Source organism: Streptomyces nidicola (genome assembly GCF_050106155.1).
Taxonomy (GTDB): Bacteria; Actinomycetota; Actinomycetes; order Streptomycetales; family Streptomycetaceae; genus Streptomyces.
In genome coordinates, this window is sequence record NZ_JBNBPI010000001.1 from 6,983,856 (window position 1) to 7,008,822 (window position 24,967).

The 24,967-nt window shown below is 71.7% G+C and carries 21 protein-coding genes; 16 read left to right on the top strand and 5 right to left on the bottom strand.

Features of this window, described 5'->3' with window-relative positions; all coding sequences use genetic code 11:
* The first annotated feature begins 5 nt into the window (after positions 1 to 5).
* From ACOKM3_RS31565 to ACOKM3_RS31585, 5 genes are all read left to right on the top strand, one after another.
* Positions 6 to 821: a TlyA family RNA methyltransferase gene (locus tag ACOKM3_RS31565; protein ID WP_426904517.1), complete on the top strand. Its 816-nt coding sequence runs from the start codon at positions 6 to 8 to the stop codon at positions 819 to 821.
* Positions 818 to 1,729, top strand: coding sequence for an NAD kinase (locus tag ACOKM3_RS31570; protein ID WP_426904519.1), 912 nt, complete (start codon positions 818 to 820; stop codon positions 1,727 to 1,729). The genes ACOKM3_RS31565 and ACOKM3_RS31570 overlap by 4 nt, the downstream gene beginning before the upstream one ends.
* A 136-nt stretch (positions 1,730 to 1,865) precedes the next feature.
* Positions 1,866 to 3,590 carry a DNA repair protein RecN gene (recN, locus tag ACOKM3_RS31575; RefSeq protein ID WP_426906948.1) on the top strand — a complete coding sequence of 575 codons (1,725 nt, stop codon included), beginning with the start codon at positions 1,866 to 1,868 and terminating at the stop codon, positions 3,588 to 3,590.
* A 233-nt stretch (positions 3,591 to 3,823) separates the two neighbouring features.
* On the top strand, positions 3,824 to 4,549 hold the full coding sequence (locus ACOKM3_RS31580) for a hypothetical protein (RefSeq protein WP_426904521.1): 726 nt from the start codon (positions 3,824 to 3,826) through the stop codon (positions 4,547 to 4,549).
* A gap of 213 nt (positions 4,550 to 4,762) precedes the next feature.
* Positions 4,763 to 5,893, top strand: coding sequence for a glycosyltransferase family 4 protein (locus ACOKM3_RS31585; RefSeq protein WP_426904523.1), 1,131 nt, complete (start codon positions 4,763 to 4,765; stop codon positions 5,891 to 5,893).
* Positions 5,894 to 5,910: 17 nt separating this feature from the next.
* On the opposite strand, the gene ACOKM3_RS31590 is transcribed toward ACOKM3_RS31585, so the two are convergent.
* The gene (locus tag ACOKM3_RS31590) at positions 5,911 to 7,590 is read right to left on the bottom strand and encodes a PucR family transcriptional regulator (protein ID WP_426904525.1); all 1,680 of its coding nucleotides are present in this window, start codon (positions 7,588 to 7,590) and stop codon (positions 5,911 to 5,913) included.
* 62 nt (positions 7,591 to 7,652) lie between these two features.
* Entirely contained in the window at positions 7,653 to 9,455 is a 1,803-nt protein-coding gene (locus ACOKM3_RS31595) for a glycoside hydrolase family 15 protein (protein ID WP_426906949.1), read from the bottom strand.
* Positions 9,456 to 9,996: 541 nt separating this feature from the next.
* Here ACOKM3_RS31595 and ACOKM3_RS31600 point away from each other — a divergent pair.
* The 11 genes from ACOKM3_RS31600 (at position 9,997) to ACOKM3_RS31650 (ending at position 23,072) form a co-directional block, all read left to right on the top strand.
* The gene (locus tag ACOKM3_RS31600; protein WP_426904527.1) at positions 9,997 to 11,691 is read left to right on the top strand and encodes a CTP synthase; all 1,695 of its coding nucleotides are present in this window, start codon (positions 9,997 to 9,999) and stop codon (positions 11,689 to 11,691) included.
* 98 nt (positions 11,692 to 11,789) lie between these two features.
* Positions 11,790 to 12,428, top strand: a complete 639-nt coding sequence (locus ACOKM3_RS31605; RefSeq protein ID WP_426904529.1) for an NUDIX domain-containing protein — start codon at positions 11,790 to 11,792, stop codon at positions 12,426 to 12,428.
* A gap of 483 nt (positions 12,429 to 12,911) precedes the next feature.
* On the top strand, positions 12,912 to 14,894 hold the full coding sequence (locus tag ACOKM3_RS31610; protein WP_426906950.1) for a tetratricopeptide repeat protein: 1,983 nt from the start codon (positions 12,912 to 12,914) through the stop codon (positions 14,892 to 14,894).
* A gap of 144 nt (positions 14,895 to 15,038) precedes the next feature.
* Positions 15,039 to 16,154, top strand: a complete 1,116-nt coding sequence (ald, locus tag ACOKM3_RS31615; protein ID WP_426904531.1) for an alanine dehydrogenase — start codon at positions 15,039 to 15,041, stop codon at positions 16,152 to 16,154.
* 342 nt (positions 16,155 to 16,496) lie between these two features.
* Complete coding sequence (locus ACOKM3_RS31620; RefSeq protein ID WP_385765075.1) at positions 16,497 to 17,675, top strand: ParA family protein; 1,179 nt, start codon at positions 16,497 to 16,499, stop codon at positions 17,673 to 17,675.
* A complete protein-coding gene (locus ACOKM3_RS31625; RefSeq protein WP_426904533.1) occupies positions 17,660 to 18,247 on the top strand; it encodes a hypothetical protein in 588 nt (195 codons plus the stop codon). The genes ACOKM3_RS31620 and ACOKM3_RS31625 overlap by 16 nt, the downstream gene beginning before the upstream one ends.
* Before the next feature lie 27 nt (positions 18,248 to 18,274).
* The gene (locus ACOKM3_RS31630; RefSeq protein WP_426904535.1) at positions 18,275 to 19,387 is read left to right on the top strand and encodes a segregation and condensation protein A; all 1,113 of its coding nucleotides are present in this window, start codon (positions 18,275 to 18,277) and stop codon (positions 19,385 to 19,387) included.
* The gene (gene scpB, locus ACOKM3_RS31635) at positions 19,384 to 20,031 is read left to right on the top strand and encodes an SMC-Scp complex subunit ScpB (RefSeq protein WP_426904537.1); all 648 of its coding nucleotides are present in this window, start codon (positions 19,384 to 19,386) and stop codon (positions 20,029 to 20,031) included. Before ACOKM3_RS31630 ends, scpB begins: the two co-directional genes overlap by 4 nt.
* Entirely contained in the window at positions 20,031 to 21,221 is a 1,191-nt protein-coding gene (locus ACOKM3_RS31640; RefSeq protein ID WP_426904539.1) for a pseudouridine synthase, read from the top strand. Before scpB ends, ACOKM3_RS31640 begins: the two co-directional genes overlap by 1 nt.
* Positions 21,222 to 21,312: 91 nt before the next feature.
* Positions 21,313 to 22,059 (top strand): NUDIX hydrolase, encoded by a 747-nt coding sequence (locus ACOKM3_RS31645; protein WP_426904541.1) that lies wholly within the window; start codon positions 21,313 to 21,315, stop codon positions 22,057 to 22,059.
* On the top strand, positions 22,056 to 23,072 hold the full coding sequence (locus tag ACOKM3_RS31650) for an ADP-ribosylglycohydrolase family protein (protein WP_426904543.1): 1,017 nt from the start codon (positions 22,056 to 22,058) through the stop codon (positions 23,070 to 23,072). The genes ACOKM3_RS31645 and ACOKM3_RS31650 overlap by 4 nt, the downstream gene beginning before the upstream one ends.
* 13 nt (positions 23,073 to 23,085) lie before the next feature.
* Here ACOKM3_RS31650 and ACOKM3_RS31655 read toward each other — a convergent pair whose 3' ends face one another.
* From ACOKM3_RS31655 to ACOKM3_RS31665, 3 genes are read right to left on the bottom strand one after another with little or no spacing between them, the layout of a single operon-like run.
* The gene (locus ACOKM3_RS31655) at positions 23,086 to 23,613 is read right to left on the bottom strand and encodes a Rieske (2Fe-2S) protein (protein WP_426904545.1); all 528 of its coding nucleotides are present in this window, start codon (positions 23,611 to 23,613) and stop codon (positions 23,086 to 23,088) included.
* Positions 23,610 to 24,188, bottom strand: coding sequence for a DUF6529 family protein (locus ACOKM3_RS31660; RefSeq protein ID WP_426904547.1), 579 nt, complete (start codon positions 24,186 to 24,188; stop codon positions 23,610 to 23,612). The genes ACOKM3_RS31655 and ACOKM3_RS31660 overlap by 4 nt, the downstream gene beginning before the upstream one ends.
* Positions 24,189 to 24,219: 31 nt before the next feature.
* Positions 24,220 to 24,897, bottom strand: a complete 678-nt coding sequence (locus tag ACOKM3_RS31665; RefSeq protein ID WP_426904549.1) for a hypothetical protein — start codon at positions 24,895 to 24,897, stop codon at positions 24,220 to 24,222.
* Positions 24,898 to 24,967 lie beyond the last annotated feature (70 nt).

Sequence of the window (24,967 nt, forward strand, 5' to 3'; positions counted from 1 at the left end):
CCACCGTGGCAGGTGTGGCACGTCGCCGCCTCGACGCCGAACTCGTCAACCGCAAGCTGGCGCGTTCGCGCGAGCACGCGAGCCAGCTGATCGCCGCGGGCCGGGTCAGCGTCGCCAAGATCGTCGCGACCAAGCCCGCGACGCAGGTCAACGAGGGCGTGTCCATCGTCGTCGCGGCCGACGACAGCGACCCCGAGTACGTCTCGCGCGGCGGGCACAAGCTCGCCGGCGCGCTGGAGGCATTCGGCCCGCAGGGGCTCGACGTCAAGGGGCGCAGGGCGCTGGACGCGGGTGCGTCCACCGGTGGCTTCACCGATGTGCTGCTGCGGGCCGGCGTTGCGCACGTCGTGGCCGTCGACGTCGGCTACGGGCAACTCGCGTGGTCATTGCAGAGCGATGAACGCGTCACCGTCAAGGACCGTACGAACGTACGCGAATTGACGTTGGAGGCGATCGATGACGTACCCGTGGACCTCGTGGTCGGGGACCTGTCCTTCATCCCGCTCGGCCTTGTGCTGCCCGCCCTCGTGCGGTGCGCGGCTCCGGAGGCGGATCTCGTGATGATGGTCAAGCCGCAGTTCGAGGTGGGCAAGGAGCGGCTCGGCAGCGGGGGCGTCGTGCGCAGCCCCGAACTGCGGGCCGAGGCGGTGCGCAGGGTCGCCGAGCAGGCATGGAAGCTCGGGTACGGCGTGCGTGGCGTGACCGCGAGCCCCCTGCCGGGGCCGTCCGGGAACGTCGAGTACTTTCTGTGGCTGCGTGCCGGGGCGGATCAGCTCGACCCGGCCGACGTAGATCGCGCAGTGGCGGAGGGGCCGCGTTGACACAGACCCGAGCTCGTACGGTTTTCCTGCTCGCCCACACGGGGCGGCCCGCTGCGATCCGCAGCGCCGAACTCGTCGTACAGGGGCTGCTGCGCAGCGGCCTCGGGGTGCGGGTCCTGGAGACGGAGGCGGTGGACCTGCCGCTGCCCGACACCGTGGAACTGGTGAAGGAGTCGGAGGCGACGCCCGCCTGTCTCGACGGCTGTGAGCTGCTCATCGTGCTCGGCGGGGACGGGACGCTGCTGCGCGGCGCCGAGTTCGCGCGGGCGTCCGGGGTGCCGATGCTCGGGGTGAACCTGGGCCGTGTCGGCTTCCTCGCGGAGGCGGAGCGCGACGACCTGGACAAGGTCGTCGACCGCGTCGTCACCAAGGAGTACGAGGTCGAGGAGCGCATGACGATCGACGTCGCCGTGCACCGCAACGGCGACGTCGTGCACCGGGACTGGGCGCTCAACGAGGCGGCCGTCCAGAAGATCGAGCCCGAGCGGATGCTGGAGGTCGTGCTCGAGATCGACGGCCGGCCCGTCACGGGATTCGGCTGCGACGGCATCGTGTGCGCGACCCCGACCGGGTCCACGGCCTACGCGTTCTCCGCCGGCGGGCCCGTGGTGTGGCCCGAGGTCGAGGCGCTGCTCATGGTGCCGATCAGCGCGCACGCCCTGTTCGCGAAGCCGCTCATCACGTCGCCGGACTCGGTGCTCGCCGTCGAGGTGCAGCAGCACACGCCGCACGGCGTGCTGTGGTGCGACGGCCGGCGCACCGTGGAGCTGCCGCCGGGCGCGCGGATCGAGGTGCGCCGGGGCGAGGTGCCGGTCCGGCTGGCCCGGCTGCACCACGCGGTGTTCACCGACCGGCTCGTGGCCAAGTTCGCGCTCCCGGTCGCCGGGTGGCGCGGCGCCCCGCACTGACCGGCACGTTCGAGTGACGGCGGCGTGAAGGTTTGTCGCCGTAACGGCCCTCCTACCTGCGGAATCGGGGTAGGGGGCCGGGGTCCGTCGCACGGACGGCCTCCGACCTCGTAAGGTCAGAGGCGTGTTGGAGGAGATGCGGATACGGTCGCTCGGAGTCATCGACGACGCCGTGGTCGAGCTTTCGCCCGGCTTCACGGCGGTCACCGGTGAGACGGGCGCGGGCAAGACCATGGTCGTCACCAGTCTCGGCTTGCTGCTCGGCGGGCGGGCCGACCCCGCGCTCGTACGGATCGGCGCGAAGAACGCCGTGGTCGAGGGGCGCATCGCCGTGCCCGCCGACTCAGGCGCGCGTGAGCGAGCCGAGGAGGCCGGGGCCGAGCTCGAGGACGGGGTGCTGCTGCTCAGCCGCACCGTGTCCGCCGAGGGGCGCTCCCGGGCGCACCTGGGCGGGCGGTCCGTGCCGGTGGGTGTGCTGAGCGAGCTGGCCGACGAACTGGTCGCCGTGCACGGCCAGACCGACCAGCAGGGACTGTTGAAGCTCGGCCGGCAGCGGCAGGCGCTCGACCGGTACGCGGGGGACGCCGTCGCGGCGCCGCTCGCCAAGTACGGAGCCGTCTACAAGCGGCTGCGGGCCGTCGGCACCGAGCTGGAGGAGATCACCACGCGCGCCCGTGAGCGGGCGCAGGAGGCGGATCTGCTGCGCTTCGGGCTCGAGGAGATCGGCGCCGTGGAACCCAGGGCCGGCGAGGACGTGGAGCTGGCCGAGGAGGCCTCCCGGCTGGGCCACGCGGAGGCGCTGGCCTCGGCGGCGGCCGCAGCGCACGCCGCGCTCGCCGGGAACCCCGAGGACCCGGAGGGCGTCGACGCGCAGACGCTGGTCGGCGGCGCGCACCGGGCCCTGGAGGCCGTGCGCTCCCACGACTCGGCGCTCGGCACGCTCGCGGAGCGGATCGGCGAGGTGCAGATCCTGCTCACCGATGTCGCCGCCGAACTCGCGGGCTACGCGGACGACTTGGACGCCGACCCGCTGCGGCTCTCCGCGGTGGAGGAGCGGCGCGCGGCGCTCACGGCGCTCACCCGCAAGTACGGCGAGGACGTGACGGCGGTGCTGGCCTGGGCCGAGACGAGCGCCGCGCGCCTTCTCGAACTCGACGGCGACGACGAGCGGATCGGCGAGCTGACCGCGGAGCGCGAGTCGCTCCGCGGCGAACTGGGCGTACTGGCGCAGGAACTGACCCACGCGCGTGTGGAGGCGGCCGACCGGTTCGCGGCCGCGGTGACCGAGGAACTCTCCTCGCTCGCGATGCCGCACGCGCGGGTCTCCTTCGACATTCGGCATACGGAGACGGACGCGGCCGACGGCGTCGAGGTCGACGGGCGGAACGTGGTGTGCGGGCCCAGTGGTGTCGACGAGGTCGAGCTGCTGCTCGCCCCGCACCCCGGCGCGCCGCCCCGGCCCATCGCGAAGGGCGCGTCCGGCGGTGAGCTGTCGCGCGTGATGCTCGCCGTGGAGGTCGTCTTCGCGGGCAACGATCCGGTACCTACGTACCTCTTCGACGAGGTCGACGCGGGCGTGGGCGGCAAGGCCGCGGTCGAGATCGGCAGGCGTCTCGCCAAGCTCGCGAGGTCGGCGCAGGTCGTGGTCGTCACGCACCTGCCGCAGGTCGCGGCGTTCGCCGATCGGCAGCTCCTGGTCGAGAAGACCCACGACGGTTCCGTGACGAGTTCCGGGGTGACCGTGCTCGAAGGGGAGGACCGGGTGCGGGAGTTGTCGCGGATGTTGGCCGGGCAGGAGGACTCGGAGACGGCGCGGGCGCATGCGGAGGAGTTGTTGGCGACGGCTCGGGCGGACGCGTGACGGGTTTGTTGCGGGTGGGCGTCCGCCGGTCGCGGGGCTCTGCCCCGGACCCCGCGCCTCAATCGCCGGCGGGGCTGGAATGGGGCTCCGCCCCGGGCCCCGCGCCTCGATCGTCGGCGGGGCCGGAATGGGGCTCTGCCCTTGAGCCTGCGACGCGATCGTCGGCGGGGCTTGGATGGGGCTCTGCCCCGGGCCCCGCGACTCGATCGTCGGCGGGGCGGGTTTTTCCCGCGGTGATTTCCGCAGGTGTCACCCGTGGTGCCCTCGGTCTTTTGCGGCGCGTGAAGCCCGACGGTGTCGGGGAGCGGAAGAATTACGCGGGGCGGACCGTCGATCTGTGTGCGGGGCCTGCCGCCACGGTGGGAGCCGCGGCGGGGGCGCTCGTCGCGGCGGAGCCGGGCGCGCGTGGCGCCGCGGTGCTCGCCACGCTCGTGGCAGGCGCCTGCGGCGGATACGACGACGTGGCGGGGGCCGGTGATCCACGGCGTGGCTTCCGGGCTCACCTGGGCGCGCTGCGGGACGGCGAACTCACCAGCGGCGCCGTGAAGTTGTTCGGGATCTCGGCGGCTGGGCTCGTCGCGGGCGGGCTGCTCAAGGAGCGGTTTGTCGACAAGGCGCTCGCCGGTGTCGTCATCGCCGGCACCGCGCACCTCGTCAACCTCGTCGACGTACGGCCGGGACGCGCGGCCCAAGTGACCCTCGCCCTGGGCGTTCCCGGCCTGTTGCGCGGCCCGCTCGCCGCCGCGCCGATGGGCGCCGCCGCTGCCGTGCTGCCCGACGATCTCGCCGAGCGCGGGATGCTCGGCGACGCGGGCGCGCACGCGCTCGGTGCCGCCGTCGGCGTCGCCATCGTCGCGGGGAACGGGCGGCCAGGACTGGTGGCGCACGCCGCCGGGCTCGTCGCGGCGACCGTGTACGGAGACCGGGTCAGCGCATTGGCCCAGGGCTCACTTACGTAAGCATCGGGCCCCTCAACTCACCCATGCGGGTGGTCCGGTGTGCCGTGTTGCCCAGGCCCTGGCGGTGCGGGACGGCGACCGGTGCCGGAACGTCGGTACGGGCTGGCATCCTGGGGGACCGACGGTATACGTATCCCTGAGCCCGTACTCTCCGTATACCTAACCCCTTCCGTACCTACCGAGTTCGCCGACACCCTTCAGGAGCCCGGCCGCGTGAGCCACCCCAGCAGCCCGTCAGCGCACGGACAGCCGACGCTGCGCACTGTGCAGGTGCTGGGCGGCGGCAGTGCGGGCAGCAGCGCCCATGTCCGGTCCCTGACCGCGGGGTTGGTGGCCCGCGGCGTGCGGGTCACGGTGTGCGCGCCGATGGCGGCCGAGCGGGCGTACGGGTTCGCGGACGCGGGGGCCCACCACCTTCCGGTGCCGCGCCGCAGCGACCCGGCGTCCGTCGCCGCGCTCCGCGTCGCCTGCACCGACGCCGACCTCGTGCACGCGCACGGGCTGCACGCCGGGCTGCGCGCCGCCCTCGCGCTCAGCGGCCGCCGCGTCCCGCTCGTCGTCACCTGGCACACCCGCTCGTACGCCGAGGGGGCCCGCGCCCACCTGCTGCGCGCGCTGGAGCGGCGCGTGGCCAGGGCGGCGGCCGTCGTCCTCGGCACCTCCTCCGACCTGGTGGACCGGGCGCGGTCGCGCGGCGCGCGGGACGCCCGGCTCGCCGCGGTGTCCTTCCCCGCGCCGCGCGGACCGCTCCCGGAAGGCGAGGAGGCCGAGCGCACCCGCAGCAAGACGCGGGCCGAACTCGGCTGCGTGGACCGGCCCTTACTGATGGCCGTCGGCAGCCTGGAGCGGCACCGCGGCTACGACGTGCTGCTCGACGCCGCGCACGCGCTGCTCGGGCTCGACCCCGTGCCGCTCCTTGTGATCGCGGGAGAGGGGCCCGAGCGGCCCGCGCTTCAGCGGCGCATCGAGACCGAGGGCCTGCCGGTGCGGCTCGCGGGGCGCCGCGACGACGTCGCCGAACTGCTGCACGCCGCCGATGTCGCGGTGCTGCCCAGCAGTTGGGAGTCCCGTTCGCTGCTCGCGCAGGAGGCGCTGCACGCGCGCGTACCCCTCGTGGCGACGGACGTCGGCGGTATGGCTGAACTCGTCGGAGACGGAGCCGAGTTGGTCCCCTATGGAGACGCGCCTGCGCTCGCCCGCTCCGTGGAGCGGCTCCTCGCCGACCCACGTCGGCGGGACCAGCTCAAGGAGCGCGGCGCCGCGCAGGCGGCGTCCTGGCCGACCGAGGACGCGACGGTCGCCCAAGTGCTCAGCGTCTACGACGAGGTGACGGGCTATCACTAGAGGCCCGGTCGCGGGGCCTAGGGCGTGACCGAGGTGTGGCGGCGTGCGCGCAGTGCCAGGCTCAGTGCGAGCACCGTCTGTGGATCGTCCAGGTCCGTGCCGAGCAACTCGCCTATCCGCGCAAGGCGGTTGTAGAGCGTCTGCCGGTTCAGATGGAGTTCGCGCGCCGTCTCCGCCTTGCGGCCCGCGTGCGCCAGATAGGTCTGGAGCGTGGGCAGCAACGGTGGCTTGGCCCGTCGGTCGTGCTCCTGGAGCGGGCCGATCGCCCGCTCCACGAAGGCTGCCAGAGCGCCCTCGTCGCGGCGGGACAGCCGCCACAGCAGCAGGTCGATGTCGAGGCGCCGCGCGTCGAACCACGGCCGGTCGTCCAGGCCCTGCGCCGCCGTCGCCGTCTCCGCCGCGTGCCGCAGCCCTGCCGCCGCCGCGGCCCAGCCGCCCGCCCCGCCGACCACGACGACCGGCGGGGGCCCGCCCGCCCGCTGCATCCCGGCCCGCGCCACGCCCGCCCGCAGCGCCGCCGCGACCCGGTCGGCGACCGCCGTGCGCTCCGAGTCCGAGCGGAGCCCGAGCAGCAGCGGCACCCGCCCCTCCACGGGACGCACGCCAAGGAGCACCGGCACCCCGACCGAGGCCAGCTCCTCCGACACCGCCCGCGCCAGCACCGCCCAGCCGCCGCCCGGCGAGAGGCCCATCGGCGTTTCCGGCGTGCCCGGCAGCCGCATCACGACGGGCAGCAGCGGCCCGCTCCCGGTCGGCTTGAAGCCGAGGACGCGGGCCTGCGCCGGGGCGTCGTCCGGCGTGATCCGGCCCTCCGCGAGGTCGGTGAGGAAGTCGCCGCGCCCTCGCGCGGCCAGCTCCTCCTCCTGGCGGGCCTGCATCAGCACCACGGCGAGCGAACCGGCGGCCCGTTCGGCGGCGATCCGGTGCACGGGCGCGAGCGTCCCCGACACGGGCAGCAGCACGAGCCTGGCCCGCACGGACCCGGCTCCCGGTCCGCCGCCCGGCACGTCGACGAGGACGGCCCCGCCCGGCGGCTCGTCCTGGTGCGTGCCGCGCATGCCCTCCCACACCTGGAGCGGATCGGTGATGTCGTCCTCGGCCCCGGCCGCGTACAGCAGTTGGCCGTCGGCGGTCTCCAGGAAGACCGGGTTCCCGCTGAACTCGGCGAGAATACGCAGGACTTGAGGGACTCCGCCGCCACCGAGCAGCGCGTCCGTGCAGCGTCGGTGCACCTCCTCCGCCCGCTGCAGCAGCGCGTAGTGCCCGTTGACGATCTCGGTGTGGATCTCCTCCGTCACCGTCACGAACGGCACTTCGCGGTGCAGCTGTACCAGCGGAAGGCCCGCCGTCCGCGCCGTCTCCACGAGGGCCGCGGGCAGCCGCGCGAAGCGCTGACCCAGCTCGATGACAAGCGCCGCGATGCCCCGCTCGGCCAGCTTGCGCACGAAGGCGCGCTGTTCGGCGGGGCGGGTGCCGACCCCGTAACCCGTGGTCAGCAGCAGTTCGCCGCCCTTGAGCAGCGACGCGATGTTCGGCACCTCGCCGGCGTGCACCCAGCGCACGGTCCGCTGCAGCCGCTCGCCGCCCGCCACCACCTCGGGAAGACCGCTGCGCAGCCCCGGCAGTTCCAGGGCGCGCCGCACGGTGATGCCGCCGGGCGAGGAGAAGGCGGAGAACTCGGGCGAGGTGCTGTCCATGACACGGACGCTACCGGCGCACACGCGCGCGGGGCATCTCCGCCCCCGCCCGTTGTCCCTTGCTAACCGCCGTACGCCCCCGAAGCCGTCAGCCGCAGTGCCGTGTCGATCAGTGGCACGTGGCTGAACGCCTGCGGGAAGTTGCCGACCTGGCGCTGCAGCCGCGGGTCCCACTCCTCGGCGAGCAGGCCCAGGTCGTTGCGCAGGGCCAGCAGCTTCTCGAAGAGCTTGCGGGCCTCGTCGACCCGGCCGATCATCGCGAGGTCGTCCGCCATCCAGAACGAGCAGGCGAGGAACGCCCCTTCGTCGCCCGGAAGGCCGTCGACACCGGCGTCGTCGCCGTCCGTCGGGTAGCGCAGGATGAAGCCGTCCGGCGTCGAAAGCTCCCGCTGGATCGCCTCGATGGTGCCGATGACCCGCTTGTCGTCGGGCGGCAGGAAGCCCATCTGCGGAATCAGCAGCAGCGACGCGTCCAGCTCCTTGCTGCCGTACGACTGCGTGAAGGTGTTGCGCTCCTTGTCGTACCCCTTCTCGCAGACGTCCCGGTGGATGTCGTCGCGCAGGTCGCGCCACTTCTCCAGCGGGCCGTCCGCGTCACCGGACTCGATGAGCTTGATGGTGCGGTCGACCGCGACCCACGCCATGACCTTCGAGTGCACGAAGTGCCGGCGCGGACCGCGCACCTCCCAGATGCCCTCGTCCGGCTCGTCCCAGTGCTTTTCGAGGTAGCGGATGAGCTTGAGCTGGAGCAGCGAGGCGTAGTCGTTGCGGGCGAGGCCCGTCATGTGCGCCAGGTGCAGCGCCTCGGTGACCTCGCCGTACACGTCGAGCTGGAGCTGGTGCGCCGCCCCGTTCCCGACCCGGACGGGGCCCGAGTTCTCGTACCCGGGCAGCCAGTCCAGCTCCGCCTCGCCGAGCTCCCGCTCGCCCGCGATGCCGTACATGATCTGCAGGTTCTCCGGGTCACCCGCGACCGCCCGCAGCAGCCACTCGCGCCAGGCCCGCGCCTCCTCCCGGTACCCGGTGCGCAGCAGCGAGGAGAGCGTGATCGCCGCGTCCCGCAGCCACGTGTAGCGGTAGTCCCAGTTCCGTACGCCGCCGATCTCCTCGGGCAGCGAGGTCGTCGGCGCGGCGACGATGCCGCCGGTCGGCGCGTAGGTCAGGGCCTTGAGGGTGATCAGCGAGCGGACGACGGCCTCGCGGTACGGGCCGTGGTACGTGCAGTGCTCCACCCACTCCCGCCAGAACTGCTCCGTCGCCGCCAGGGCGCCCTGGGGGTCGGGCAGCGGCGGCTGCTGGTGGTGCGAGGGCTGCCACTGGATCGTGAAGGCGACCCGGTCACCGGGCGCCACCGTGAAGTCCGAGTACGTCGTGAGGTTCTTGCCGTACGTCTCGGTCTCCGAGTCCAGCCACACGGAGTCGGGCCCGGCCACCGCGACCGTACGACCGTCGACCTTGTGCACCCACGGGGTGATCCGGCCGTAACTGAAGCGCATGCGCAGCGCCGAACGCATCGGCACGCGCCCGCTCACGCCCTCCACGATCCGGGTCAGCTGGGGTGCGCCGTCGCGCGGCGGCATGAAGTCCGTGACCCGGACCGTGCCGCGCGGCGTGTCCCACTCCGACTCCAGGACCAGCGAGTCGCCGCGGTATCCGCGCCGCGCCGCTCTCGGCGGCTCGGTATCGGACGCATGCGCGGGACCAAGGCGCCAGAAGCCGTGGTCCTCGGTGCCGAGCAGCCCGGCGAAAATGGCATGCGAGTCGAAGCGGGGCAGGCACAGCCAGTCCACTGTGCCGTCCCGGCAGACCAGGGCGGCGGTCTGCATGTCTCCGATGAGTGCGTAATCCTCGATGCGCCCGGCCACGTGCATCTCCAGTCGAACGGCCACGGTTGGAGGGAAAAGTTGGAGCGAAGGGTTGGGGGGATGAGACGAGTTGGGGGGATGGGACGACGGATCGTGTAGTTCCGTTGATACGCCGTCCGGATACGTCGTTGTCAAACGATCTGACGAGCCGGTTGTTCCGGTCGGGGTCGCGGCGAACGGACGGAGTGCTCCGGTGAACGGTGGGGGACGGGCGGGGGTGTTGCCGTCGTGACGCCGTATTCCGTTGTGACTCGCCAGCCGAGTGTCCGAGCAGGATACGACGCGCTCAAGTGATCCGCGTGCCGCTCAGTACATCGCGTTTCGGCCGTACGAGTGAGTGCCCGCGCCTTGTCCCACCTGCGTGGTGGGCTGTGCGCGGAGCGTGGCCGGAAGCAGCCTCCTCCCGTCGCTGATACCCTGGTAGCCCGTGAGCCGGTGGTCATAGAACCCCCGAACCGCAGCGACGGCGCCTCCCGAAAACCAGGGCGAGCGCGTCGGCACGCACCCCCACGACCGCGACCACGGGAGCCCCCTCTTGGCCATGCAGCCGAAATCTTCGACGACCAAGCACATCTTCGTCACTGGGGGTGTCGCCTCGTCCCTCGGTAAGGGCCTCACCGCCTCCAGCCTCGGCATGCTGCTCAAGGCCCGTGGCCTCCGTGTCGTCATGCAGAAGCTCGACCCGTACCTGAACGTCGACCCGGGCACGATGAACCCCTTCCAGCACGGCGAGGTGTTCGTCACCAACGACGGCGCCGAGACCGACCTGGACATCGGCCACTACGAGCGCTTCCTCGACATCGACTTCGACGGCTCGGCCAACGTGACCACCGGCCAGGTGTACTCGCAGGTCATCGCCAAGGAGCGGCGCGGCGAGTACCTGGGCGACACCGTCCAGGTCATCCCGCACATCACGAACGAGATCAAGCACCGCATCCGCCGCATGGCGACGGACGAGGTCGACGTCGTGATCACCGAGGTCGGTGGCACCGTCGGCGACATCGAGTCGCTGCCGTTCCTGGAGACGGTCCGCCAGGTCCGCCACGAGGTCGGCCGCGACAATGTGCTGGTCGTCCACATTTCCCTCCTGCCGTACATCGGCCCGTCGGGTGAGTTGAAGACGAAGCCGACCCAGCACTCGGTTGCGGCTCTGCGCAACATCGGTATCCAGCCGGACGCCATCGTGCTGCGCTGCGACCGTGAGGTCCCGACCGCGATCAAGCGCAAGATCAGCCTGATGTGCGACGTCGACGAGGCCGCGGTCGTCGCCTGCCCCGACGCCCCCTCGATCTACGACATCCCGAAGGTCGTGCACAGCGAGGGCCTGGACGCGTACGCCGTCCGCAAGCTCGACCTGCCGTTCCGTGACGTGGACTGGACGCAGTGGGACGACCTGCTCGGCCGCGTCCACAAGCCGGACCACGAGATCGTCATGGCGCTGGTCGGCAAGTACATCGACCTGCCCGACGCCTACCTGTCGGTGACCGAGGCGCTGCGCGCCGGCGGTTTCGCCAACCGGGCCAAGGTCAAGATCAAGTGGGTCACGTCGGACGACTGCAAGACGCCGGCCGGCGCGAAGAAGACGCTCGGCGACGTCGACGCGATCTGCATCCCGGGTGGCTTCGGCGACCGCGGCGTGTCCGGCAAGGTCGGCGCGATCCAGTTCGCCCGCGAGAACAAGATCCCGCTGCTCGGTCTCTGCCTGGGTCTCCAGTGCACCGTCATCGAGGCGGCCCGGAACCTCGCGGACATCCCGGACGCCAACTCCACGGAGTTCGACGCCGCCACGGCCCACCCGGTCATCTCGACCATGGCCGAGCAGCTCGACATCGTCGCCGGTGAGGGCGACATGGGCGGCACCATGCGGCTCGGCATGTACCCGGCGAAGCTCGCCGAGGGCTCCATCGTGCGCGAGGTGTACGACAACAAGGAGTACGTCGAGGAGCGCCACCGGCACCGGTACGAGGTGAACAACGCGTACCGCGCCGAGCTGGAGAAGAAGGCGGGCCTGCAGTTCTCCGGTCTGTCCCCCGACGGCAAGCTCGTCGAGTACGTCGAGTACCCGCGTGAGGTCCACCCGTACCTGGTCGCCACGCAGGCGCACCCGGAGCTGCGCTCGCGTCCGACGCGTCCGCACCCGCTGTTCGCCGGTCTGGTGAAGGCGGCGGTCGAGCGCAAGGTCGCTGCCGCGAAGGGCGCTTCGGCCGGTTCCGCGGGGGCCAAGAAGGCCAAGTAGAGGCTCTGCGGGGCTTGTAACACGAGCGAGGTACGGTAACCGGGGTGTACGCCTTTTGCGGCGTGCGCCCCGGTTTCTTACGTAGGAGGGCTTTCGGTATGACGGCCAACACGCCGCTGGTGGACACGGCCGAGGAGTGGGAGGTCCGGGCGACCGCGACCCCCTTCGTCGGGAACAAGACCTCCGTACGTACGGACGACGTCGTCATGCCGGACGGCTCCGTCGCCCGGCGCGACTACCAGGTGCACCCCGGCTCGGTGGCCGTCGTGGCCCTCGACGACCAGGACCGGGTGCTCCTGCTCAAGCAGTACCGGCACCCCGTGAGCATGAAGCTCTGGGAGATCCCGGCGGGCCTGCTCGACATCCCCGGCGAGAACCCGCTGCACGCGGCGCAGCGCGAGCTGTACGAGGAGGCGCACGTCAAGGCGGAGGACTGGCGGGTCCTCACCGACGTCTACACGACGCCGGGCGGTTGCTCCGAGGCCGTACGCATCTTCCTCGCGCGGGATCTCTCCGAGGCGGAGGGTGAGCGGTTCGAGGTGGAGGAGGAAGAGGCGGACATGGAGTTCGCCCGCGTTCCTCTGGCCGAGCTGGTCCGGGGTGTGCTCGCGGGTGAGCTGCACAACAACTGCCTTGTGGTGGGCACGCTTTCGCTGGCCGCTGCGTTGGCGGGGGACGGCCTCGACGCACTCCGCCCGGCGCTGGCGGAGTGGCCGGCGCGGCCGTTCGAGGCGTGAGGCCTGCGGCGTAGCCCGGTCCGGGGCGGAGCCCTGCGGTACTGGTTGCGCCGCACCGGGGTGCCGCCTTGCCCACCCTGCCGCCCAAGGCGGCAGATTGCCCAAGGCGGGTGGCGGTACCCCGTCGGGTCGACGCCCCCGGAGGGGGGCGGGTGGTGGGAGATGGGCGGGGACCGTGGTCCCCGTTGCGGGGCTCCCGAGGGCGTAACCCCGTTACAGGTCACATCATCCGCTGATCCGATCGGGGGACTCGGGCGCGCCGCGCGCCAAGGGGGTCCGTGCAGCCTCAACTAGGCTCGGGAACGCCCCCTGCCGACCCCCGGAGGGGATGGGTGAGACGGAGCGTGGCCCGTGACGGATCAGGCGGTCGAGTCGGACGACGTGACGGAGGTCGAGTCGGCCCCCGGACGGTCCCGCAAGCGGCGTCGCACCCGTCGGGGGCAAGAGGTGGCGGAGCGTCAGTTCCTGGGGCGTAAAAGGGAGTTGTCGCAGCTTCGGTCCGACATCGAGCGGGCCGGGCTCGACACGCTCTCCGGGCGGAAGGCGCCTCGTGCGCGGGTGCTGCTCATCGCGGGGCGCCCGGGCACGGGGCGTACCGCCCTCGCCGAAGAGCTGTTGAAGGACGTCCGCGAGCAGTACCCCGACGGCACCCTGCGGACCCGCCTCACCGCCCCCGACGGCACCCCCGTCCCCACCGAACGCGTCCTTCGCGACCTGCTGGACGCCCTCGAACTGCCCGCCCCGCCCGGCGAGAACGCCGACGACCTCTCCGAGCGGCTGCGCGAAGGACTCGCGGTGCGCCGCGTGGTGCTGCTGCTCGACGACGCGGGCAGCGCCGAGCAGGTCGACCCGCTGCTCCCCGACACCCCGGACTGCCTCGCCGTGGCCGTCGCCGAGGGACCGCTGACCGGCATCCCGGACGTGCGGCCCTGCACGCTCGGCGGCCTCGACACCAAGGCCGCGCTCGAACTCCTCACCCGGCACACCGGTTCGGTCCGCGTCACCTGCGACCCGCGCTCCGCCGAGTCCCTGGTGGAGCTCTGCGGCGCCGGACCCGCCGCCCTGGAGATCGCCGGCGGCTGGCTCGCCGCGCGCCCCAAGGAATCCGTCGCGGACCTGGCCAAGCAGCTGCACGCCCTGGAGCCCGACGGGTCCGCTCTCGCCCGCGTCTTCCGGTTCGCCTACGAATCGTTGCCCGGGCCCGCCGCCCGGATACTGCGCTATCTGTGCCTCGCCCCGGAGGGCTACGTCGACCCGCACACCGCGTCGGCGCTCGCCGGCTGCTCGGTCGCGGCGGCCCACTCCACCCTCGACGCCTTCGTCACCCTCGGCCTGGTCCGCGGCGTGGATTCCGAGCTGCCGCAGTACGAGGTGCCCGGCTGCCTCGCGCCGTTCCTGCGCGGCCTCACCGAGACGGTCGACCGGCCGGGCGAGGTGCAGCTGGCCCGCGCCCGCATGCTGGAGCGGACCGTACGGCTGCTCACCTCGTGCCGCGCCGTCACCGAACCCTTCGACTCCCCGGCCCGCAAGAAGCTCGCCGGCCTGCCGAGCGCCCTGCGCTTCGCCGACCGGGAGGCGGCCGCCGAGTGGCTGCGCGCACGGCAGCCCGCGCTGCTCGCCGCCGCCCGACTTGCCGTCGCCGACGGGGAGTTGGACACGCTGGCCCGGCGCCTCATGGCCGCTCTCGTACGGGCGATCGTGGCGCACCGGGGAACCGAGGACGCCGCGCCCGAGCTGTACGGGATCCACCGGCTCGTGCTCGATGTCGCCGAGCGCCGGAACCTGCCGAGGGAGAAGGCCGCGGCCCTCCTCAACCTCGCCGACCTCGACGCGCGGACCGGCCGCACGCACGAGGCACTGGCCCGCTACCGGGCCGCTCTCGACGCCGGACGCGCCGCACAGGACCCGTACGCGACGGGCCGCGCGATGGAATCCGTAGGTGGTGCCTACCAGTCACTGGGGGACTGGCAGCGGGCCGCCGACTGGTACGGGCGGGCCCTCGCGCAGCGGCTCACGCGCGGCGAGCGGGCCGACGCCGCGCGCCTTCATGGACGTATCGCGGGAGTCCACACGTACGCGGGCCGCTACGGCGAGGCCCTGCGCTCCCTGCGCTCGGCCGTCGCCGGCTACCGCAAGGAGGGCGATGTGCCCGCCCAGGCGCGGGCGTTGAGCGAATTGGCGCGGGTGCTCGAATACGCAGGACGGCCCGAGGAGTCGCTGCACACCTGCCAGGAGGCGATCGAGTGGGCGCGCCAGGCGAAGGACGCACGGCTGCAGGCCGCGCTCCAGCTGCGCCTCGCCGACACCCTCGACCGGCTGGGCGACCCCGCCGCGGCCAAGCTGCACCGGGGTGCGGCCGAGCGCATGCTGGGAGAGGAGCTCACCGGCTCCGACGGAGCGGAGGCAAACCCTTCGGAACAAGCCGCTAACACCTGCGAAATCCGTAGCGCATCCGCTGAAGATTGATGCATCGAAAGGCTAGACAGCTCAATAACCTTCATTAGACTGGCTCTGCCGCGGTCATCCGTGGCGTCTCCCGGTGCGTCCCGTGGTGTGCCGGTATGTAGTGCATTGCCCGTTTAATCCCTGAGCCAAGGACCGTGATCGACGATGAAGGTCGGCATCCCCCGCGAGGTCAAGAACAACGAGTTCCGGGTGGCCATCACCCCTGCCGGCGTCCATGAGCTGGTACGCCACGGCCACCAGGTCTTCGTCGAGCAGAACGCCGGTGTGGGCTCCTCGATCACGGACGCCGAGTACGTCTCGGCCGGCGCGCAGATCCTCGGCACCGCCGACGAGGTCTGGGCCACGGCGGACCTGCTCCTGAAGGTCAAGGAGCCGATCGCGGAGGAGTACCACCGCCTCCGCAAGGACCAGACGCTCTTCACCTACCTGCACCTGGCCGCGTCCAAGGAGTGCACGGACGCGCTCCTGGAGTCGGGCACGACCGCCATCGCGTACGAGACGGTCGAGACCGCGAACCGCCAGCTGCCGCTGCTCGCCCCGATGTCCGAGGTCGCGGGCCGCCTCGCCCCGCAGGTCGGCGCCTACCACCTGCTGGCCGCCAACGGCGGCCGCGGTGTGCTGCCCGGCGGTGTGCCCGGCGTGCACGCGGGCAAGGCCGTCGTCATCGGTGGCGGCGTCTCCGGCTGGAACGCCGCGACGATCGCCATCGGCATGGGCTTCCACGTGACCCTGCTCGACCGTGACATCAACAAGCTCAAGGAAGCCGACAAGATCTTCGGTACGAAGATCCAGACGGTCATGTCGAACGCCTTCGAGCTGGAGAAGGCCTGCCTGGAGGCCGACCTCGTCATCGGCGCCGTCCTCATCCCGGGCGCCAAGGCGCCGAAGCTGGTCACCAACGAGCTCGTGTCCCGCATGAAGCCCGGAAGTGTCCTTGTCGACATCGCGATCGACCAGGGCGGCTGCTTCGAGGACTCGCACGCGACCACGCACGCCGAGCCGACCTTCAAGGTGCACAATTCGGTCTTCTACTGCGTCGCCAACATGCCCGGCGCGGTCCCGAACACCTCGACGCACGCGCTGACCAACGCCACGCTCCCGTACATCGTGGAGCTCGCCAACCGCGGCTGGGCCGAGGCCCTGCGCCGCGACCCGGCCCTCGCCCTGGGCCTCAACACCCATGACGGCAAGGTCGTTTACAAGGAGGTGGCGGAGGCGCACGGCCTCGAGCACCTCGAGCTGGAGAGCCTCCTCGGCTGACCCGCTTCACGGACGACGTCAACGAAAGTCGTCAATCTCACGCCTACGGCCGGACCTTGTGAGGGGTCCGGCCGTACGTGTAGGGGAAAGGTACGGGTCCGGACATGGTCAACTCGCCGCGAACGTAACCCTTTACCCGATTCGCACGGCGACGAAATGCACCGAAGAGCCGTCGTACGCCCTTGACATGAGGGTGTTTCGTTACCGACACATCGGGCCGGGTCCGGCGGATTGTGTTGCTGCGGACCGGTGACACGCCATAGAGTCGCCAACCGTCGGCATGGTGCCACGCTGACCTATCGATAAATGTTCCTGGCCATATCCAAGGAGGTAAGACGACTTGTGAATGAGTCGACATTTACTCCCGGAGGTGGCCAGCCAGGCGGACAGGTTCCCGCGGGGCTTCAGGCTGTCGGCCCCGTCGCTGTGCGTACCTTCGCTGCCCATCAGAGCAGTTATCAGGGCATCCCCCAGCAGACGCCGACGCAGACAGCAGACCAGAGCATGGATGGCCATCACGTGAACGCCATGGCCGGCGACCGAAGTGGCGACACACAAAGTCACTTCGCCGACTACGACACCCTGCCCGAGGGGTCGTTCTACGACCCCGACGCCGAGTACGAACCCGACCCCGAGTACGCGGCCACGCTCGCCCCCGACGCTGCCCGCCAGCGCCGCGAGCGCGTCGGTCCCACCGGGCGTCCGTTGCCGTACTTCCCGATTCCAGGACCGCTGACCGACCACGGCCCGGCGAAGATCATCGCGATGTGCAACCAGAAGGGCGGCGTCGGCAAGACCACGTCGACCATCAATCTGGGTGCCGCGCTCGCCGAGTACGGACGCCGGGTCCTGCTCGTCGACTTCGACCCGCAGGGTGCCCTGTCGGTCGGCCTCGGCGTGAACCCGATGGAGCTCGACCTCACGGTCTACAACCTGCTCATGGAGCGGGGCATGGCCGCGGACGAGGTGCTCCTGAAGACCGCGGTTCCGAACATGGACCTGCTCCCCAGCAATATCGACTTGTCCGCTGCCGAGGTGCAGTTGGTCAGCGAGGTGGCGCGCGAGTCCACGCTGCAGCGGGCGCTCAAGCCGCTGATGGCCGACTACGACTACATCGTGATCGACTGTCAGCCGTCCCTGGGCCTGCTGACCGTGAACGCGCTGACCGCCGCTCACAAGGTCATCGTTCCGCTGGAGTGCGAGTTCTTCGCGCTGCGTGGCGTGGCCCTGCTGACCGAGACGATCGAGAAGGTCCAGGAGCGGCTCAACCCGGACCTGGAGCTCGACGGGATCCTCGCCACGATGTACGACTCGCGGACCGTGCACAGCCGTGAGGTGCTCGCGCGCGTGGTCGAGGCGTTCGACAACAACGTCTACCACACGGTGATCGGCAGAACCGTTCGCTTCCCGGAGACCACGGTCGCCGGTGAGCCGATCACGACGTACGCCTCGAACTCGGTCGGTGCCGCGGCCTATCGCCAGCTTGCCAGGGAGGTGCTCGCCCGGTGTCACGCCGAGTGAGTCTGCCGGGGGCCGACGAACTGTTCCGTACGACCGGGGGCATGGGGCTGCAGGCGTCGTCCCCGAGACGCTCGGCGAACGGGGAGGCGCGGGTTCCCTCCCCTGCCGGGGAGAGCGACGAGGCCGCCGCCGCGGCCTCCGAGGGTGACGCGGAGGCGGCTCCCGCGTCCTCCGGTTCCGGTGAGCACTCCGCCGCCGAGGCCGAGTCGGACGCCGGGTCACGGAGCCGGGCCGCTGCCGCGGAGGGTGCCGCCGACAAGGCGCAGCGCAGGGCCTCCGGCGGGGCGCAGGAAGGTTCCGGTGGGCGGGGTTCCACCGCGGCGGCGCGGAAGCGGTCGCGGGCGGCCAACCGGCGGCCCAGTGGGCGTGAGCGGCACGACGAGAAGATCACCGTGTACGTGTCCGCCGAGGAGCTGATGGACCTCGAGCACGCGCGGCTCGTGCTGCGTGGTGAGCACGGGCTCGCGGTCGACCGGGGGCGCATTGTGCGTGAGGCGGTTGCCGTGGTGCTGGCCGACCTCGAGTCCCGTGGGGACGCGAGCATTCTTGTGCGTCGGCTGCGAGGGCGCTAGGCCCTGGCCGGGTAGCGTCCTGCGTTGATGTCCGTGAACGAATCGTCTGAGCCGTCGTCGTCGCCCGGTCGGCGGCGTGCGCTCGGCCGTGGAGCGCTCGCTGAACCGGGGCCTGAGCCGTCCGAACCCTCGGCCGGAGCCGGGGGCCGCCTTGCCCACCCTGCCGCCCCAGGCGGCAGATTGCCCAAGGCGGGGGCGGCGGAGCCCGAGGCGGGGGCGGCGGAGCCGGAAGGTGCGGCTGAAAGCGGTGCGGAGCCCGGGGCGGAGCCGGAAGCGGACTCCCGGGACGGGGTCGCTGACGTCGACGACGGGAAGTTCAAGGTTCGGCTGGATAATTTTGAGGGGCCGTTCGATCTGCTCTTGCAGCTGATCTCGAAGCACAAGCTCGACGTCACCGAGGTCGCGCTGTCCAAGGTCACCGATGAGTTCATGGCGCACATCCGGGCCATGGGGCCCGACTGGGATCTTGATCAGACGACGGAGTTCCTTGTCGTCGCTGCGACGCTGCTCGATCTGAAGGCCGCACGCCTGCTGCCCGCCGCCGAAGTGGAGGACGAGGCCGATCTGGCCCTCCTGGAGGCCCGCGACCTGTTGTTCGCGCGGCTGCTGCAGTACCGCGCGTACAAGCAGATCGCCGACATCTTCAGCGGGCGCATGGAGGACGAGGCGCGGCGGTATCCGCGGACCGTCGGGCTCGAGCCGCACCACGCCGAGCTGCTGCCCGACGTCGTCATCAACATCGGCGCCGAGGGCTTCGCCAAGCTCGCCGTGAAGGCGATGCAGCCCAAGCCCAAGCCGCAGGTGTACGTCGAGCACATCCACGCGCCGCTGGTGAGCGTGCAGGAGCAGGCCCAGCTCGTCGTCGCCCGGCTGAAAGAGGTCGGTGAGGCCCGGTTCCGGGACCTTGTCGCCGACACCGACGACACGCTCACCGTCGTCGCCCGGTTCCTCGCGCTGCTCGAGCTGTACCGGGAGAAGGCCGTGGGCCTCGAGCAGGAGACCCCGCTGGGCGAGCTGATCGTGCGCTGGACCGGGGGAGAGGACGGGACCGAGCCCGTGGTGACGGACGAGTTCGACCGGGCGCCCGAGGTGCCCGACCAACCGGACCAGAAGCCCGACCAGAAGGAGGCTGCCACGTGAGCGAGCAGGACGTCCCCGGTGGCGTGGCCGAGCTGGAGCTCAAGCCGGCCCTCGAAGCCGTACTCATGGTCGTCGACGAGCCGGCCACCGAGGAGCATCTGGCGAAGATCCTGCAGCGGCCCAGGAGGGCCGTGAGCGACTCGCTGCGGGAGCTGGCCGACGAGTACCGCGTGCAGGGGCGCGGCTTCGAGCTGCGGCTCGTGGCGGGCGGCTGGCGGTTCTACACCCGGCCGGAGTACGCCGCCGCCGTCGAGGGCTTCGTGCTGGACGGGCAGGTGGCGAGGCTCACCCAGGCGGCCCTTGAGACCCTCGCCGTCGTCGCGTACCGGCAGCCGGTCAGCCGTTCCCGGGTCTCCGCGGTGCGCGGAGTGAACTGTGACGGGGTCATGAGGACCCTGTTGCAGAGGGGTCTGGTGGAGGAGGCGGGCGCGGAACCCGAAACAGGTGCGATCCTGTATAGGACGACGAACTACTTCCTGGAGCGGATGGGCCTGCGCGGCCTGGACGAGCTGCCGGAACTCGCGCCCTTCCTCCCCGAGGCGGACGCGATCGAGGGCGATACGCAGGAAGGGCTCCCGTCGTTCGACCCGGACGCACCCGATGCGCCGGGTGGCGCAGCAGTACACGACCAGACGGAACTTTGATGCGAAGCAGTAGCGGCAGGAACAGCAGCGGAAACAACGGCGGGAGCCGTGGTGGCAACAGCAGCGGCCGCGGCGGGAACAGCGGGGGTCGCGGCAGCCAGCGCGGCGCCGGCAACAACCGCGACGACAGGCGTGGCGGCGGCAACCGTGCCGACAGCCGCGCCGAAAAGCGCGACGACAAGCGTGACGACAGGCCCGCGCGCCCGAAGCGGCCGCGTCCCGAGGAGCGGCTCTACGACGTAGGCCCGAACGCCTCGAAGGACGGTTCGAAGTCGGGCCGCGGCGCCTCCGCGCGCGGCGGCGCCAAGGGCGGACCCAAGCGCGGTCAGCAGCAGGGTCCGGGCGGCCGTCCCCGTACGGCTCCCTCGCGGTCGCGCGAGTACGAGACGCGGACCGAGGAGCGCAATCGCGAGCGGTACGCGGGGAAGAAGGACGTCAAGCTCCCGAAGACGTTCCCCGGTGCCGAGCAGGAGGGCGAGCGCCTGCAGAAGGTGCTGGCGCGTGCCGGTTACGGTTCGCGGCGTGCCTGCGAGGAGCTGGTCGACGAGGCCCGTGTCGAGGTCAACGGCGAGATCGTGGTCGAGCAGGGCCTTCGCGTCGACACCGAGAAGGACGAGATCAAGGTCGACGGGCTGACCGTGGCCACGCAGTCGTACCAGTTCTTCGCGCTGAACAAGCCGGTCGGTGTCGTCTCCACCATGGAGGACAACGAGGGGCGGCAGTGCCTCGGTGACTACACGAACAACCGTGAGACGCGGCTGTTCCACGTCGGGCGGCTCGACACCGAGACCGAGGGCGTCATCCTGCTCACCAACCACGGTGAGCTGGCCCACCGCCTCACGCACCCGAAGTACGGCGTGAAGAAGGTCTACCTCGCGCACCTCGTGGGCCCGATCCCGCGTGACCTGGGCAAGCGGCTCAAGGACGGCATCGAGCTGGAGGACGGGTACGCGCGCGCGGACCACTTCCGGATCGTCGAGCAGACCGGCAAGAACTACCTGGTCGAGGTCACCCTGCACGAGGGCCGCAAGCACATCGTGCGGCGGATGCTGGCCGAGGCCGGCTTCCCGGTCGACAAGCTGGTGCGGGTCGCCTTCGGTCCGATCACGCTCGGCGACCAGAAGTCGGGCTGGCTGCGGCGTCTTTCGAACACCGAGGTCGGCATGCTGATGAAGGAGGTCGACCTGTAGGTCGGCCCGCGGGCGTTCGCGCCCGGGTCTTGTGTGCGGCGACCCCCTCCTTTTAAGGTCTGTTGGACCAATAAAGGGAGGGGGTCTTCGCATGTCCGACAACGGTCCTGTGGCGGGCTACGACAAGCACGCCTACGAGCCCTTCGCCGTCACCGTCGACCTGGCCGTGTTCACGCTCCGGTCGGGACGGCTGCACATCCTGCTCGTCGAGCGCGGGCACGAGCCGTACGCGGGGCGCTGGGCGCTGCCCGGCGGGTTCCTCGAGCCGCACGAGTCCGCGGAGGGGGCGGCGCGGCGCGAGCTCGCCGAGGAGACCGGGCTCGCCGATGTCGCCGGGCTCCATCTGGAACAGCTGCGTACGTACAGCGATCCCGGGCGCGATCCCCGGATGCGGGTGGTGTCCGTCGCGTTCGCCGCGCTCGTGCCGGACGCCCCGCAGGCGCACGGCGGCGGGGACGCGGCGCGGGCCGACTGGCTGCCGTACGGGACGCAGGGCCCGCTCGCCTTCGACCACGACCGGATCCTCGCCGACGCCCACGACCGGATCGGCGGCAAGCTGGAGTACACCTGCCTGGCCACCGCGTTCTGCCCGCCCGAGTTCACGCTGGGCGAGCTGCGGCAGGTCTACGAGGTGGTGTGGGGGACCGACCTCGACCCCGCGAACTTCCGGCGCAAGGTGCTCGCGACGCCCGGATTCGTCGAGCCGATCCCCGGCGCGTCCCGGCTCACCGGAGGGCGCGGCAAACCCGCGGCGCTCTACCGGGCGGGCGGCGCCACATCCCTGCACCCACCGCTGCTGCGGCCCGCGCACGAGCCGACCGAAGGATCCCGCCCATGACCCGCCGCCCCGCCACCGGATCGTTGCTCGGCCTCGCCCTCGGGGACGCGCTCGGCTACCCCACCGAGTTCAGCGACGTACCCGCCATCCTCGACAAGCACGGGCCCTGGCGGGAGATGGAGCTGCCGGGCCACCCCGTCGCGTACATCACCGACGACACGCAGATGGCGCTCGCCGTGGCGCGGGCGCTGCGCACCGCCACGACAGGCGGACCGCTCGGGCCGGAGGGCTTCGCGCGGCCGCTGCGCGCGGAGTTCGTCGACTGGTACCGCTCGCCCGACAACAACCGCGCGCCCGGCAACACCTGCCTGCGCGCGTGCGGACTGCTGGAGACCGGGAGCCGGTCCTGGCAGGAGGCCAGTCAGATCCACTCCAAGGGCTGCGGCGCCAACATGCGCGTCACACCGCTCGGGCTCGCCCCCGGCCTGAGCGACGAACAGCGGGCGGGCGGCGCCCAGTTGCAGGCGGGCCTCACGCACGGCCACCCGACGGGCCTCGCCGCCGCCGACCTCACCGCGCACGCCGTACGCCTCCTCGCCGGGGGCACCGAGCCGACCGGGCTCGTCGGGATGCTGCGCTCGTACGCGTACGAGAACCGCGAGACGTACCACGAGGCGTGGCTCGGCGACCTGTGGCGGCGCGGCGACGCCCCCACGCCGCAGCAGTTCATCGCCCACGGCTGGGACGAGTGCCTCGGCGTGCTCGACCGGCTGCGGGACGCGCTGCGCGAACCGTCCCGCGAGACCGACCCGTGCCTCGCCACGGGCGCCGGCTGGATCGCGGAGGAGGCCCTGGCCACGGGTCTGCTGTGCTTCCTGATGTTCGTGGGCGAACCGGTCCTGGCCCTGCGCCGCGCCGCCTGCACCTCCGGCGACTCGGACTCGATCGCGGCGCTGGCCGGGGCGTTCGCGGGCGCTCACCTCGGCGCGGACGCGTGGCCGGCGGACTGGGTGGAGCGCATCGAGCACCGGGACGAACTGCTGGCGTTCGGGGCGGAGTGGGACGCGGCCTGAGTCGAGGCACCCGTCAGGCCAGCGTGATCGAATTTCCGGTGACCTTGATCTGACGGGGGCCGAGGGGGCTGCGGGCCGGGCCGTTCGCCACCGAGGCGTCGGCGACCTTGAACTTCGAGCCGTGGCACGGGCAGTTGATGGTGCCGCCGGAGACGTCCTTGACCGTGCAGCCCTGGTGCGTGCACACCGCGGTGAACGCCTTGAAGTCGCCCTTGGCGGGCTGCGTCACCACGACCTTGTCGTCGGGGAAGACCTTGCCGCCGCCGACCGGGATGTCGGACGTCTTCGCCAACTCGTCGCCCGCGGGCGGTTGTTCGGGTTCGCCGGAGGAGGGCTCGGCGGAGTCGTCCGACCCCTCGGAACCCTCCGGCGCTTCGGATTCCTCCGGTGCCTCGGATTCCTCCGGTGCTCCGGAGGACGGCGCCTGGTCGTCGGCTCCGCCGCCCTGGTCCTCGTCCCCGTACTTGCTGCAGCCCACCGCGAGCGCGCCCGCGCCGCCCGCGATCAGGACGCTCCTGCGTGATGTGGTGGTGCGCCTCATGTCGTCACTCCCACGGTCCGGAAGAACCACAGTGCGGACGTCAACCAGAGCAGCGTCAGCACCGCGAACGCAAGACCCCCCACCACCGGCAGCAGCCAGCCCGGCAGCCGCTCCGTGCGCAGCAGCAGCATCTTGGCGCTGAACGCGCCGAAGAAGAAGCAGCCCAGGAGCGAGTGCCACATGACCCGCGTCGAGTACGTCTGGTAGCCGAGCGCGTAGAGGCAGTGCACCGCCACCGGCACCGCGAGCAGGAACGCGATCCGGCCCGACCAGCGGTGCAGCGCGGGCGCCCAGGACGGGCCGCGCAGCTTCCCGTACACCATGAACGCCGAGACGAGCTGGACGAGCGCGAAGGCGAAGGCCGCCGTCCCCAGCCAGGACTTCACCGCGCTCGTGCTGGAGAAGCCGGCGAGGTTGAACGCCGTGCCCGTCGGGTCGTGCACCTTGCCGTACGCGCCGAGCGCCAAGGCCACCGCCGCCGCGACGAGCGCGGGCACCAGGTAGCGGGCCGCGGACGGGCGGCGGTGGTCGGGGTTCGGGAAGCTCTGGGTGGCGGCGTTCGGGTCGGCGGTCATGGGAACCCTCTCTGAACCCTCTGCGTGGTGCTCAGGGGACGACCGGGCGGGCCGTCAGGCGGTCGCCGTCGACCGTCACCGCCCCCGATTCCGGGTCGATGGGCGGCGCGGCGGACGGCTTGTCGTCACGGCGCACGATGCCGACCTGGCGGCCGTCGGGCAGCACGATCCAGCCGCCGTCGACCTTCGCGCCGCGCACCTCGGTGGTCGCCCGGTACAGGCCGGACGGCTTGACGGCCTTCTTCGCCGTGAAGCCGTAGGGGCGCTTCTCGATGGTCGTGGTGCCGCGCACCCGGTCGCCTGTGAGCCTGCCGTCCAGCTTCGCGCCGTGCTTTCCGGACAGCTTCATCTCACCGTTGTCCTCGACGTTTCCCTTCAGCCACGACTCCTTGGTGCGGCCGTCGCAGAAGTACGCGATCGCCTTGTCGCCGCGGACGGATATGGAGATCGCGGACGAGTCGTCGTCAGTGCGGCCCGCGTAGCTCGTCTTGGCGCGGTCCTTCCGCGTCGGGCTCGCCTTCGAGGGCGACGCCGACGGTTCCGCAGAGGGCGAGGCCGAGGCCGGAGTGGAGGGCGCGGGCGATGCCGACGCGGCGGGAGCGTCCCCGTACGACGAAGTGCCCTCGCCCGTCGTCGCGTTGAGCGACAACACGAACAGGCCGAGGGCCAGTCCGGCGAGCAGTGTGTACAACGGCCCGGAGCGCTTCATGGCCGAGCCTCCCCCCGAGGCGGCAGCGGTACCGCCTCCATGCAAGCAGCTCCGGCCGGGTGGCGACAGG

Coding starts and splice junctions, on each gene's coding strand:
- recN (WP_426906948.1), top strand. CDS start 1,866: ATGCGGATACGGTCGCTCGGAGTCATCGACGACGCCGTGGTCGAGCTT.
- ACOKM3_RS31590 (WP_426904525.1), bottom strand. CDS start 7,590: ATGGACAGCACCTCGCCCGAGTTCTCCGCCTTCTCCTCGCCCGGCGGC.
- ACOKM3_RS31600 (WP_426904527.1), top strand. CDS start 9,997: ATGCAGCCGAAATCTTCGACGACCAAGCACATCTTCGTCACTGGGGGT.
- ACOKM3_RS31605 (WP_426904529.1), top strand. CDS start 11,790: ATGACGGCCAACACGCCGCTGGTGGACACGGCCGAGGAGTGGGAGGTC.
- ald (WP_426904531.1), top strand. CDS start 15,039: ATGAAGGTCGGCATCCCCCGCGAGGTCAAGAACAACGAGTTCCGGGTG.
- ACOKM3_RS31630 (WP_426904535.1), top strand. CDS start 18,275: ATGTCCGTGAACGAATCGTCTGAGCCGTCGTCGTCGCCCGGTCGGCGG.
- ACOKM3_RS31640 (WP_426904539.1), top strand. CDS start 20,031: ATGCGAAGCAGTAGCGGCAGGAACAGCAGCGGAAACAACGGCGGGAGC.
- ACOKM3_RS31645 (WP_426904541.1), top strand. CDS start 21,313: ATGTCCGACAACGGTCCTGTGGCGGGCTACGACAAGCACGCCTACGAG.
- ACOKM3_RS31650 (WP_426904543.1), top strand. CDS start 22,056: ATGACCCGCCGCCCCGCCACCGGATCGTTGCTCGGCCTCGCCCTCGGG.
- ACOKM3_RS31655 (WP_426904545.1), bottom strand. CDS start 23,613: ATGAGGCGCACCACCACATCACGCAGGAGCGTCCTGATCGCGGGCGGC.
- ACOKM3_RS31660 (WP_426904547.1), bottom strand. CDS start 24,188: ATGACCGCCGACCCGAACGCCGCCACCCAGAGCTTCCCGAACCCCGAC.
- ACOKM3_RS31665 (WP_426904549.1), bottom strand. CDS start 24,897: ATGAAGCGCTCCGGGCCGTTGTACACACTGCTCGCCGGACTGGCCCTC.